The following is an 11,183-nucleotide window of genomic DNA, read 5'->3' as shown; positions in this document are numbered from 1 at the left end:
GCACATCACGAGAGCACGCGATGCATGATCGCGAACGGTCGGCACGAACCGCTCAACCGTCCGGATCACAAGATCGTCGACAGAACCCGAATCTTGACGTTGATAGCATCAATGAAGACGACCGGGTAGACGCGGTCGAGCGGCCGGTTCTGCCATTCCGCCATACCGTCCATCACCTTGTCGGTGATCGTGCTGATAGTCGTCTTGGACACGTCCGCGCCGTAGACCTCGGCCAGGTGCGCGGAGATCTCCCCGTGCGTGAGGCCCTTCGCCGACAGCGAGAGCACCATCTCATCCACGCCGGTCAGCCGGCGCTGCCGCTTCTTGACGATGGCCGGCTCGAAGGAGCCCTCCCGGTCGCGAGGCACATCGATCTCGACCGGCCCGATGTCCGTCAGCACCGTCTTGGACCGGGTTCCGTTACGGGAGTTGCCGCCGTCCTTGCCCGCCGGGTCGTGCTTGTCATAGCCGAGATGGTCGGTGATCTCGCCCTCCAGAGCGGACTCCAGAACCCTCTTGGTCAGCTGCTGCAGCAGCCCGCCCTCGCCGGTCAACTGCAGCCCCTTGCTGCGGGCCTGCTCGACGAGCTGGTCGATCAGTTTCTGCTCGACCGTCGCAGCCTCCGGCGGCGGATCCGCCTGGTCAGCGGCGTCCACGAACTCGGTCACGGTGTCAGTCACTTGATGCCTCTTCCATGATCATCAATTACACCGGTGAGCGTACAGACCCTGACGTGGCCGAACGGGTCGCCGACCAGGTCGTGCCTGCCTTCGGCCCCCAGGGCCTGGTCCTGATGACCACGCAGGAAGGCCGGCTGAACAATCAGTCGACCAACACGGAGCCCCGGCCCGTCGATGCGCGGGTTCAGCCGCTCGGCGCTTGAAATAGCCCTCTCCGGTGCGGACGGGTCTTTTGTCGTCGCTTCGACGACCATCACGGCCGGAAGCGGGCCCCGCTGCCGTCCGGAGGTGATCATCAGCCATCTGCACTGCCCAAGTCTCTGCCACGATCCCGCTATCGAGACCGCAGGTGCACCGCACCACTGCCCGTCCCGTCGGCCCCTACTCCAAACGGTGTGAAGACGGTGGTGAACGCCCAGCTCGAGCATCGTGGACCAGGCGGGACGGTGAAGGCGATCACCAGCGGAGATTGCGGTCCGGCTTCACCGCCACGATGGTGTAGGACCTTCGGTCAGAGTCGGCGGACATCGGTCGCTTGCGGGCTGCGCTGCCCCGGAATTCGACCCGCTCGTTCTCCTCGAGATTCCCGTAGCCGGATCCCTGGATCACGCTGAATTGGACGGAGGGGTCTGGGCTGCCGTCATCGGGGGAGATGAACCCGAAGCCTTTCTCGCGGCACGTGCCCGGCCTCTTCCAGACCCCGGACTACGCACGACACCTGCTCATCCTGAACGCCGAGCTGATGCAGGCGCCCCGCGACCAAGCGTGCTCTCATCAAACCTCGAGCATCTCAGTGACGAGTGCGGCGATAGGGGAGCGTTCCGAGCGGGTGAGTGTGATGTGGGCGAAGAGCGGGTGGCCCTTGAGCTTTTCGACGACTGCGACGATGCCGTCGTAGCGCCCGACGCGGAGGTTGTCACGCTGGGCGACGTCGTGGGTAAGGACGACGCGAGAGCCCTGGCCAATTCGGGAGAGAACAGTGAGAAGGACGTTGCGCTCCAGGGACTGCGCCTCGTCGACGATGACGAAGGCATCGTGAAGCGAGCGGCCACGGATGTGGGTGAGCGGCAGGACCTCCAGCATGCCGCGGGATATGACCTCCTCGATCACGCCAGGGGTGGTGACCGCGGACAGGGTGTCGAAGACGGCCTGTGCCCACGGGCCCATCTTCTCGGCTTCGCCGCCCGGTAGGTAGCCAAGTTCCTGGCCACCGACCGCGTACAGGGGGCGGAAAATCATGACCTTGCGGTGCTGGCGGCGTTCCAGGACGCTCTCCAGGCCCGCGCACAGTGCCAGGGCGGACTTGCCGGTGCCGGCGCGGCCACCCAGGGAGACGATCCCGACATCCGGATCGAGGAGCAGGTCGAGCGCGATGCGCTGCTCGGCGGATCGGCCCCGCAGGCCGAATGCATCGCGGTCGCTGCGGACCAGGCGCACCCGCCCGTCGCGGTTGACCCGGCCCAGGGCGCTGCCGCGCTCGGAGTGCAGAACCAGACCGGTGTGGACGGGCAGCTCGGCTGCACCCTCGATGTCGCTCACGGCGTCGTGGCCGGCGTCGAAGAGAGTGTCGACCTGATGGGCGGGGACGTGGAGCTCGGTGATGCCCGTCCAGCCGGAGGTGATGGCGAGTTCGGCGCGGTACTCCTCGGCGTGCAGGCCAAGCGAACTAGCCTTGATCCGCAGAGGCAGGTCCTTGGAGACGACCGTGACGTCATAACCCTCAGCTTGAAGGTTGCGGGCCACAGCGAGGATGCGGGCGTCGGATTCGCCGCCGCCAGCCCTATAGCCGGCGGGCAAGGTCGACAGGTCGGAGTGGTTCAATTCGACCCGGATGCTGCCGCCGAGCTCCCCGACCGGGATCGGCTCGTCGAGGCGGCCGTGCCGGACACGGTATTCGTCGAGCAGGCGGAGTGCCTGTCGGGCGAAGTAGCCCAGCTCGGGGTGGTGTCGTTTGGCCTCGAGCTCGGTGACCACGACCACCGGGAGGACGACCTCGTGCTCCTCGAAGCGAGTCATGGCCGGCGGGTCAGCCAGGAGCACGCTGGTATCGAGAACGTACGTGCGCCGATCGCCCTGGCGGGAACGGGCGGGTGTCTTGGCCCCAATGCCACGCTCTTCGTCGATCATCGCTGCGTCTCCGATCCGCTGCGAGTGGGCGACATCGCATGGCTCTTTGAATGGGCCAGTCGGTCACCCCCACTGCAGCTCGGCAGTGCGGTTTAGGCGACGCTACCCCTGACTCCCGCTTCGGCACGACGCCTTATGAGTCTAATCACAATGGTTTGCCGCCTGGTGAATGCACTCGAACCGCATGTCTTCCTACAGCTCGATGATCGCCGGCTGCTTGCTCCCCCGGGCGCCAGGAGAGTCCTTGGCGGTGTCTTGTTTCGGCGGATCCCGATGCGCAGCTCGGTGTCGCGCCAGCCGAGGTGACCGGCGAAAGGGGCTCGGTAGATCGCCTCCGAGGAAGGTCCGCTACTATTTGTTGCAGTCTTATGTGACATTCGAGGCAGGGGTCGGTTGGCCGCACTTATGCGTATAGCCAACGACCCAGATTGCACATTGGTTGTCTACGCCGGCGGCTGAGCCGAGGTGCCCGTGAGGGGTATGAGCGCGGTAGTGCTGAGCAGGGACATTGCAGTAATCCGGCCGCGCCGCACACGCGCCGGCGCGAGACGTTTCCTGGTTCTCCGCCGCACAGATCCCATTTCGAGATGCTTTATGCCAGATTCCATTCCCGCCCCGGGCGGGCCGCCCGGGCCGCTAACTAATAGCATCCGGAGCAAAGCCCGGATAGATGTCCCGCACTGCAAGACCCGGAGGCCTATTCACGGGGTTTCACCAGCCCTTCTTGTAGAAGGCGAGGGCGGTGACGGTCTTGGCGACGAGAGGGAATCGGGTGAGGGGGCCGCGGTAGCGGGTAGCGAAGATCTTCCAGTCCTTCAGATCGACGGCGGCACGGAGCGCGTTGACGGAGCGGTTGGCCACTTTGTCCCCTGTGGAACGTTCCTGGCCGGGCGGCTTGCGCCTCGGTGTGATGAGGCCGGAGCCGGCGTAGCCCAGATCGCCCATGCCCTCGCGTTCGGCGAACGCCTCGGGGAATGCGGACTGGCGCCAGGCATGCATGTCGTGGCGGGAGCTCGGGACGGGCGCGGAGACCGCGAGCAGGTCCCCGGTGAGCGTGGCGGCGACCTGCAGGTTGAACCCGGTGTTGCGGTGCTTGCCGGAGAACATCGTGGTGCCCTCGCTCGCCCAGTCCCAGGTCGTGACCAGGGTCCCGTCGACCAGGACGATGCGGCCGGCAGACGCCTCGGCGGGATCGGGAATCTGCCTGGCCAGGACCTTCTCCACCACCGGCAGCAGGGCCGTCCACCGCCTGGAGACAGTGGCCTGAGAGATGCCGAACAACTCGGCGGCCGCCTCCTGGACGGGGTTCTGCCGCAGCAGGAACAGCACCAGCACGACCGACTTGTACAGGCCCAGAGCCCACATCCGTCCCGGCACCGCCGGCGGATCCGGATCCTCCACGAGCTCTTGGTGGACCCGTGCGACCAGCCCATCAAGTTGATCGGTGTCCAGCCCTGTCGTAACGTTCCAGCTCAACGGCCCTGCCTCGGTAAAAAACTGACGTCGTCCCAAACGTCACGCTACCGAGCAGGGCCGCCTCCGTGATCAAGAACGGAGGACCGAAAGCCTACGTGAATAGGCCTCACGGAACCTGCTGGCCGCCACCGGTACTTCACGCCGCACATAGCCGTCAATGCCGCCTGTGATGCGCTCGTCGCCGGACTCGACACCCCTGGCCTTCGAATACTCGCCGCCTGCACGCGCACCGAGACGGACTACGACGTCCACGACTTGCTTCCCGCAGCACTCGACGAACTCGGCCTCACCTTTTATGCCGTCGCCGGCGAGGCCGGCCAAGAAGCCGCCGCCCGAGCCTTCGCACGCCGCATGCTCGTCGGCGAGCTCACGCCTCGGGAGTTCACTTTCCGGATTCACCAGCGCTACGGACATGAGCTGTCTCTGGCTGAGCGGCTCGCCGAACTCGACGATGAGTACGACGTCCTCGAATACGGCGACAGAACCGTGGACCAGGTCGATGCCGAGGTCACGGCCGAAGCCCGCCGCCTCGCGGCTCACCCCATGGTTCCCGCCGAACCCACGGATACGCTCCCTGCTCCGCGTACCTCCTATTGCCAGCCGTCGAGGTAGACTTCCGGACCACCCGCGAGGTAGCGGTGGAGTGCACTGGCGGTGGTGTCCACGAACTCCGCGGGGATGGCGTCGGCATCGACCCAGCGGACCTGGGCGTGCTTGCGCGGTTCGCGGTTTTCGGGTTCGCCGGTCCACTCGTGGGCGGTGAAGACGACGGTGAGGAAGCCGTTGGGTGCCTCCACGCCCCAGGCGCCGTGGATGATATGGGCGACCTTGAGTGACTCCGGCTTCACGGTCAGGCCGGTCTCTTCGTACAGCTCGCGTACGGCGGTCTCGGTGATGGGCTCGCCGGGCTCGCTTTTGCCGACCGGCAGGTCCCACATGCCCTGGGCGAACTTGGCGTCCCGGCTGCGCTGGAGGAGGACGATCCGGTTGGCGGCCTTGTCGTGGACGATGACGGCGGCGACCAGCAAAGTCATGGATGCGAGGGCGGGCGGCAGGGCTTTGGGCTGGTCGTCAGTCTGCGGCTGAGCCACGGCTGGGGTCCCTTCGTCGGCCGGTTGGTGGGCAGCTTAGGCCAGTGCTCCGCGTGCGCGGCGGGCGAGTTCGGCGGCTCCGGGCACTTTGCGGCGCTGGTAGACGGACAGGGTGGAGCGGAGTGAGGTGATCGCCTTGCGGGTACGGTCGGAGGTCATGCCCTCCATGAGGATCAGAGCCTGGGACCAGGCGGCGACGGCCTCGTCGGCGCGGGCCTGGGCGGCCAGGCTGTCGCCGAGGTCGGCGTACGTGAGGGCGTGGACGCGCTTGTACTTCTCGGGGTCCCAGCGCACCAGGGCGTCGCGGTGTTGCGTTCTCCTCTAACCTGTCGTATGAGTCGAAATCGGTCGCGGTCCCGTACGGGAACTGCGTAGAGCCGTCGAACGTGAAGGCCGGCGGGAAGAAGTGCCCGATCCGCTTCCAATGCGCAGGATGCGGCTTCTACCGCCCTGATCCGTCCTACCTGCCCGCGATCGAGACCACATCCGCGCGCTGAAGGCCGACCGCGAGTTGGCCGAGGCATGGACGCCGATGCCTTCGTCATCCGCAACATCACCGACCAGATCGAGGCGTTTCAGGGCGTCATCGAGCGCATGAACGCCCGCATGGAAGAGTTGCCGGCCGAGATCCAGGCAGAGGTTGCGGAGGCCAGCAGGGTGCTGCGCAAGGTACGGGCAGGAGGGCGCACCCTCCTGCCGCTCTCCGTCGTCCAAGGGCAGGGGGCACAGGCATGACCGTGCCACGCACGTCCGCCGAGGTCCTGGCGGAGGCCCGCCGCCGGGACGCCGGACCAAGCGGCAGCGCGTCCTCGCCGTAGTGGAACAACTGTTGGCCCAGGGAGATCCAGTGACCTTCGCCGCGGTCGCCCGCACGGCAGGCGTCTCGAACTGGCTGGTCTACGCCGACGGGGTGCGCGAGCACATCGACAAGGCCCGTGCCCAGCAGGCGAGCAGTCCCGCCCGCGACCGGCAGCCCGGAGGCACCGCGAGCACAGCGAGTCTGCGTACCGACCTGGAACTCTCCCGCACCGAGATACGGACCCTCCGCGAAGAACGAGACAAGCTGAAAGCAGCTCTGCAACGCAGCCTCGGCCAGCAACTCGACCAGGCCGCGACGAAGGACCTCGTCGCCCGGATCGACGAGCTGACCAGCCACAACCACGAACTGTCCACCCAGCTCCAGCAGGTTCGGCAGGACAACACTCAGCTCAGCCGACGCCTTGAGGAGGCCGAAGACGACCTCGCAGCGGCCCGCACCAGCCTCCGCCGCATGATCCGGGACGAAAGCCGAACCAGTGGCCGTTGACGCCGCCGAGTCCTATCGGTTCTGATCCCGAGCCCGGCGGCGGCCCTGTTGGCCAAGTGCCCTCCGCCGCCGGGCGCCTCTACCGAGGCCCTACTCCTGATCGATCGAGTCGTGGGAGTCGAGCCCGTGAGCCCAGGATGTGGCTACTGCGAGGTCGGGGGCAGTGCCGACTGGGACGTAGGCGAAACCATCCCACTCCTCCAAGGCCCTGGGTTCCTCGGGCCGACAGTGGCCGGCACCGCCGTGCAGCGGCCGGTGACGCCGGTACTGGTCCATCGGAGGACGGCGCCGCTTGGCGTACGCGGCGAGCGGGTCGTCGGCATCGACGCGCGGGAGAGCGCGCGACGGCTGGTTCGGCGGTCCGGGACGGCTGTGCTTGCCCATACGCTCGATGGTCTCAGGCCGCGATCGTGGTCGGCCGGGCGGCGGCGAGATCCTTCGCCCTCGTACGCACCTCGTCGACGGCGGCTGTCTCGTACGGGCGGGCTGCGTCGAGCAGGGTGTTGAGCCGGGAGGCCACCAGCGTGGAGTCAACCCGAGCGGCGTCGTCGAGCGCCTGCTGGACCGCCGCGGCGCCCCTCTCGGCCTCGCCCTCGTCGAACAGCGCGGCGGCGAGCCCAACGCGGTCCATGACGCGGACGCGGTCGAACCCCGGCTTCTGAGTTTCAGCGCGTCCTCGAAGCGGGTGCTCGCTCGTTTGCGGGGACGGCCCAGCCCGGCGAGGTGGCGGCCTCGGCGAGCTGGGCGACGATCGCCGAGCGGTACAGGCCGCCGCCCTTGGAGGCGTCGGCCTTGGTGAAGAAGGCGGTCACCTCCTCCAGCGCGGTGACGGTGTCGGCGTCGAAGCCCTTGCGGCCGTGGTTCAGGGCGTGGGCGGTGCCGCCGAGCATCCGCTCTGCGGCGAGGATCAGCGGGGCGCCGACGGCGAGCTTCAGGGTGTCGCGGCGGTTCATGAACAGATCCATCTGCGTCCATCCGGCCAGGGTCTGGGTGGCTGCCTCGGTCAGCAGCGGGAGCTGGATGCTATCCAGCTCTGGGCCCGTGGCCGTCAGGCCGAGATCACCGGGAGTGAGCGGTTGTCCGACTGCGTCCGAAAGGACTTCCGCGAGCAGGGCGGGCACCGGCGGGCGGGGCCGTTCACCGTCGATCCAGCGCCGGACGCGGGTCGCGTCCGGCGCGACCTGGCGGTGACCTTGGGCTTTGGCCGTCACGGCGACGCGTCGGGCGATTTCACCGTGGGACAGCCCGGTCGCTGCGATCCACAGCGCCAGGTGCGGGTTGCTGGATCTGTTGGCCATCGCTGCCTCGCCTTCCCCACACCCAGCGGGAGGCGATCAGCCACATGGACCGGCTGCTCAAACGCCGTCTTCCGGGTGCCTGAGAAACGACTGCCGTCAAATGGTGCCGTCAAAAAGGCCCGGACCGTGATCGGTCCGGGCCGTTTTGCCTGGTGCCCCCGGCAGGATGGGTGTGTTGATGGCGAGGATGGGGAGCCGGGCGTGGGCGGGACGGGTCCGCGTCCACCGGGGCGAGGGCCGATCGGCTCTCGGAGCGGGGGCCGGGGCCGCGCTACGTTCGAAATGCATTGACCCCATTCAACGAGTCGCCAGGAAGGCTCCATGCCGTCTGCGCTCTCCACCTACCGGCGAATCTTCGACGCCCCCGGGAGCCTGGCCTTCTGCACCGCCGGGTTCGTCGCGCGCCTGCCGAAGTCCATGCAGAGCGTCGGCGTCATCGTCATGCTGTCCGCGACCCACCGCTACGCCCTCGCCGGCGCGGTGGCGGCCACCATCGCGCTGTCGACCTCGGCGATCGGACCGCAGGTGAGCCGGCTGGTGGACCGGTTCGGACAGGGCCGGGTGATGCTGACGGCGTCCGGCGTCAGCGTCGCGGCGATGAGCGCGCTAGTGCTCTGCGTCTACCTGGGCGCCCCGGCCTGGACGCTGTTCCCCAGCGCCGCCGTCGCCGGGTGCATGCCCAGCATGAGCTCGCTGGTCCGCGCCCGCTGGGCCCACATCTACGCGGGCTCACCGATGCTGCACCCCGCCTACTCGTTCGAGTCGGTGCTGACCCAGATCAGCTATGTCGTCGGACCGCCCCTCGCCGCGGTCGTGTCCACGGCCGTCTTTCCCGAGGCCGGACCGGCGCTGACCACGCTGCTCCTCGCCGTCGGGACCGTGCTGCTCGCGGCCCAGCGCCGTACCGAGCCGCCGCTGCGCGCGCCCCGGCAGCGCAAGGAAGTCACTGGTTCCGTGCTGCGCTCCCGCGGACTGGGGATCCTGGTCCTCACCTATGTGGGCTTGGGCGTGGTCCTCGGCTCGATGGAGGTGGCCACCGTCGCCTTCGCCGACCATGTGCACCACAAGGCGTTGTCCGGCGTGGTGCTGGGCGTGTACGCGCTCGGTTCGTGCATCGCCGGACTCGTCTTCGGCACGCTAAGCCTGCGCGGCCCCCTGTCCCGGCGCTACCTGACCGGGGTGGTGGTCATGGCGCTGAGCATGCTGCCACTGCTGTTCGTCACGAACCTCGTGTTCCTGGCGGCGGCCCTGTTCCTCGCCGGAATGCTGCTCTCGCCGACGATGATCACCACAAACGTGCTGGTGCAGCGCATTGTCCCCGCCTCCCGTCTGACGGAGGGGATGACCTGGACCGTCACCGGACTCGCCGTCGGCGCGGCCTGCGGCTCCGCGATCGCCAGCGCGGTGGTGGAACGCTCCGGCGCCGCGGCGGGATACGAGGTGACCGTCATCGCAGCGCTGCTCGCCGTGGCCACGGCCCTGATCGGGGCGCGCAGGCTCAGCCATGCGCTCGCGCAGGCGCGTACGGCACCCGCGAGCGCGGTAGTTGACGTGTGCGCGTCACAGCGGGGAAAGGGCCCTCGGGCCTTGCCCGTCGGGACGGCCGGAGTGCCGCCGCCGGCCACGGGCGCTACCTCGACCGCCACGGTGTCCGCCTCGGGAACGTCGCCCAGGGCGCCGCCCTCGCCCTCCCGCACGTCCACCCCGGACGGGTCCGAAACCACGTCAGCCAGGGCACAGGCCGCAGCGTGCCCTTCGGCCTCCTCCGGGGCGGGCTCCGGGGTGATGTCGCGCGGGTCGGCGGGGATCGCCTCGCCCGCCAGGGCGGCCCGCATTTGCTCGGCCGACATGCGCCCGCTCACCTCGTTGTAGGGGAGCGTGTACGTGCTGCCCTTGTGCCGGGTCTCAGCCGTTGCCGCGCGGGTGACCACGCGGCAGCCGCCGACGGCGCCGACGGCCATCAAACGCGGCGTGGATGTGCGGCACGGTCGCCGTCTTGGCGTTGACCCGGGTCACCTCGTACCAGGACCCCCGCCACCGCACGAAATCACCCTTGATGAAGTCGGCCCGACCCCACACCTTGAAGCCGCGCCGCTCCGCCTCCTTGATGGTCTCCGCCCAGTACGTCAGCTCTTCGTCGTACTCGGCCAGACGGCGCGTCAGCTCCTCCCGGCGCGCTTCGGACGGCTCGCGTCGCCACACATCAGCCCTACGGCCCTTGTCGTCAACGCCGTCACGCTCCCGCAGGACGCCGCGCCGCTCCGCCTCCAGCTTCTCTATGCGGCGCAGCGTGCGCCCCGGGTTCTTCCGGTACCGCTCGTAGGCGTCCGCCGCCGCCGCACGTCTGCGGCTCGAAGGTGCCGGCCGTGTCACGGGGCACCATCACCTCGACCGGGCCGACGTCGGTCAGCACCGTCTTCGACCGAGTGCCGTTCCGGCTGTTGCCGCCGCCTCGGCCCGCCGCGTCGTGCTTGTCATAGCCGACGTGATCGGTGATCTCGCCCTCCAGGGCGGCCTCGAGCACCCGCTTGGTCAGCAGCTGCAACAGCCCACCCTCACCCGTCAGCTGGAGGCCGTCAGATCGCGCGCGGTCGACCAGCATCGCGATCAACTGCTCGTCCGACACCGCCCCCGCAGTCGACTCGACTACCGGCTCCTCCGCGGCCCCGTGCTGGGTGATGGTCTCGCTCATTCAGGCGTCTCCTTGATCATCGGATCCGCCGTCTATTGGACACTCCCTCTCCTGGTGAGCCGCGGTCTCCGCGGCCAGACGCTTCTCTGCCCGGGCCACGATCCGCTCCGCAGCCTCGACCTTGATCCTGATCTCGTTGGGTGAGGGCAGAACGCGTTCATACAGCTTCTCCTCGGCCGAACGGGTGCTGTCACCTTGCCGGTCTGGGTGGGATGATCTTCGGGTTGGCCGTGTCCGGGGAGGGGATCGCTGGTGTCGGATGTGCCGCCGTCGTACAAGAACCATCGGTATCCGGTGGAGGTCATCGCGCACTGTGTGTGGCTGTACTTCCGCTTCCCCCTCAGCTACCGCGAGGTCGAGGAGCTCATGCTCGAACGCGGAGTCGTCGTCTCCTACGAGACCGTCCGCCGCTGGTGCCTGAAGTTCGGGCAGACCTACGCCAATTCGCTGCGCAGGCGGCGCCCGCAGCCGGGTGACAAATGGCACCTGGACGAGGTCTTCGTCAAGATCGGC

General features: G+C 68.2%; 14 protein-coding genes and 3 pseudogenes. 4 read left to right on the top strand and 13 right to left on the bottom strand.

Going from position 1 to position 11,183, the window contains the following annotated elements; all coding sequences use genetic code 11:
* Positions 1-86 precede the first annotated feature (86 nt).
* The 8 genes and pseudogenes from ACIRU3_RS46580 to ACIRU3_RS46545 all read right to left on the bottom strand — a co-directional run.
* Positions 87-599 (bottom strand): annotated as a pseudogene (locus ACIRU3_RS46580) (transposase); the annotation flags it as partial.
* Between the two features lie 77 nt (positions 600-676).
* Positions 677-937: a hypothetical protein gene (locus ACIRU3_RS46575; RefSeq protein ID WP_404070368.1), complete on the bottom strand. Its 261-nt coding sequence runs from the start codon at positions 935-937 to the stop codon at positions 677-679.
* Positions 938-1,136: 199 nt separating this feature from the next.
* Positions 1,137-1,334 carry a hypothetical protein gene (locus tag ACIRU3_RS46570; RefSeq protein ID WP_404070370.1) on the bottom strand — a complete coding sequence of 66 codons (198 nt, stop codon included), beginning with the start codon at positions 1,332-1,334 and terminating at the stop codon, positions 1,137-1,139.
* Between the two features lie 120 nt (positions 1,335-1,454).
* Positions 1,455-2,807: a PhoH family protein gene (locus tag ACIRU3_RS46565; protein ID WP_404070366.1), complete on the bottom strand. Its 1,353-nt coding sequence runs from the start codon at positions 2,805-2,807 to the stop codon at positions 1,455-1,457.
* A 711-nt stretch (positions 2,808-3,518) separates the two neighbouring features.
* Complete coding sequence (locus ACIRU3_RS46560) at positions 3,519-4,208, bottom strand: transposase family protein (RefSeq protein WP_404070364.1); 690 nt, start codon at positions 4,206-4,208, stop codon at positions 3,519-3,521.
* A 144-nt stretch (positions 4,209-4,352) separates the two neighbouring features.
* Positions 4,353-4,823, bottom strand: a complete 471-nt coding sequence (locus ACIRU3_RS46555; protein ID WP_404070362.1) for a hypothetical protein — start codon at positions 4,821-4,823, stop codon at positions 4,353-4,355.
* Between the two features lie 50 nt (positions 4,824-4,873).
* Positions 4,874-5,374: an NUDIX domain-containing protein gene (locus ACIRU3_RS46550; RefSeq protein ID WP_404070360.1), complete on the bottom strand. Its 501-nt coding sequence runs from the start codon at positions 5,372-5,374 to the stop codon at positions 4,874-4,876.
* 36 nt (positions 5,375-5,410) lie between these two features.
* A pseudogene (locus ACIRU3_RS46545) lies at positions 5,411-5,686 on the bottom strand (tetratricopeptide repeat protein); the annotation flags it as partial.
* 210 nt (positions 5,687-5,896) lie between these two features.
* On the opposite strand from ACIRU3_RS46545, the gene ACIRU3_RS46540 reads away from it, so the two are divergent.
* Positions 5,897-6,109, top strand: a complete 213-nt coding sequence (locus ACIRU3_RS46540) for a hypothetical protein (RefSeq protein WP_404070358.1) — start codon at positions 5,897-5,899, stop codon at positions 6,107-6,109.
* A 112-nt stretch (positions 6,110-6,221) separates the two neighbouring features.
* Positions 6,222-6,680 carry a hypothetical protein gene (locus ACIRU3_RS46535; RefSeq protein ID WP_404070356.1) on the top strand — a complete coding sequence of 153 codons (459 nt, stop codon included), beginning with the start codon at positions 6,222-6,224 and terminating at the stop codon, positions 6,678-6,680.
* 90 nt (positions 6,681-6,770) lie between these two features.
* Here the strand turns inward: ACIRU3_RS46535 and ACIRU3_RS46530 are convergent, their stop codons facing one another.
* Genes ACIRU3_RS46530 through ACIRU3_RS46520 form a run of 3 tightly spaced genes read right to left on the bottom strand, consistent with a single transcriptional unit; the run spans position 6,771 to position 7,978 of the window.
* Positions 6,771-7,064 carry a DUF6087 family protein gene (locus ACIRU3_RS46530; protein WP_404070354.1) on the bottom strand — a complete coding sequence of 98 codons (294 nt, stop codon included), beginning with the start codon at positions 7,062-7,064 and terminating at the stop codon, positions 6,771-6,773.
* 13 nt (positions 7,065-7,077) lie between these two features.
* Positions 7,078-7,311, bottom strand: a complete 234-nt coding sequence (locus tag ACIRU3_RS46525) for a hypothetical protein (RefSeq protein WP_404070352.1) — start codon at positions 7,309-7,311, stop codon at positions 7,078-7,080.
* Positions 7,312-7,345: 34 nt separating this feature from the next.
* Entirely contained in the window at positions 7,346-7,978 is a 633-nt protein-coding gene (locus tag ACIRU3_RS46520; protein ID WP_404070350.1) for a hypothetical protein, read from the bottom strand.
* Positions 7,979-8,299: 321 nt separating this feature from the next.
* On the opposite strand from ACIRU3_RS46520, the gene ACIRU3_RS46515 reads away from it, so the two are divergent.
* Positions 8,300-9,850, top strand: a complete 1,551-nt coding sequence (locus ACIRU3_RS46515) for an MFS transporter (protein WP_404070348.1) — start codon at positions 8,300-8,302, stop codon at positions 9,848-9,850.
* 33 nt (positions 9,851-9,883) lie between these two features.
* Here the strand turns inward: ACIRU3_RS46515 and ACIRU3_RS46510 are convergent, their stop codons facing one another.
* Positions 9,884-10,180, bottom strand: a complete 297-nt coding sequence (locus ACIRU3_RS46510) for a hypothetical protein (RefSeq protein ID WP_404070346.1) — start codon at positions 10,178-10,180, stop codon at positions 9,884-9,886.
* 145 nt (positions 10,181-10,325) lie between these two features.
* Positions 10,326-10,580, bottom strand: a pseudogene (locus tag ACIRU3_RS46505) (transposase); the annotation flags it as partial.
* A gap of 342 nt (positions 10,581-10,922) precedes the next feature.
* On the opposite strand from ACIRU3_RS46505, the gene ACIRU3_RS46500 reads away from it, so the two are divergent.
* Positions 10,923-11,183, top strand: a 261-nt coding sequence (locus tag ACIRU3_RS46500; protein WP_404070344.1) for a transposase, incomplete at its 3' end; no start/stop codon positions are given.

The organism is Streptomyces sp. NPDC101151, from assembly GCF_044768335.1.
GTDB lineage: Bacteria > Actinomycetota > Actinomycetes > Streptomycetales > Streptomycetaceae > Streptomyces.
Note: the sequence above shows the minus strand (reverse complement) of the source record. Positions and strands in the feature narration are given on the sequence as shown.

Coding starts and splice junctions, on each gene's coding strand:
- ACIRU3_RS46525 (WP_404070352.1), bottom strand. CDS start 7,311: ATGGACCGCGTTGGGCTCGCCGCCGCGCTGTTCGACGAGGGCGAGGCC.
- ACIRU3_RS46520 (WP_404070350.1), bottom strand. CDS start 7,978: ATGGCCAACAGATCCAGCAACCCGCACCTGGCGCTGTGGATCGCAGCG.
- ACIRU3_RS46540 (WP_404070358.1), top strand. CDS start 5,897: ATGGACGCCGATGCCTTCGTCATCCGCAACATCACCGACCAGATCGAG.
- ACIRU3_RS46565 (WP_404070366.1), bottom strand. CDS start 2,807: ATGATCGACGAAGAGCGTGGCATTGGGGCCAAGACACCCGCCCGTTCC.
- ACIRU3_RS46530 (WP_404070354.1), bottom strand. CDS start 7,064: ATGGGCAAGCACAGCCGTCCCGGACCGCCGAACCAGCCGTCGCGCGCT.
- ACIRU3_RS46515 (WP_404070348.1), top strand. CDS start 8,300: ATGCCGTCTGCGCTCTCCACCTACCGGCGAATCTTCGACGCCCCCGGG.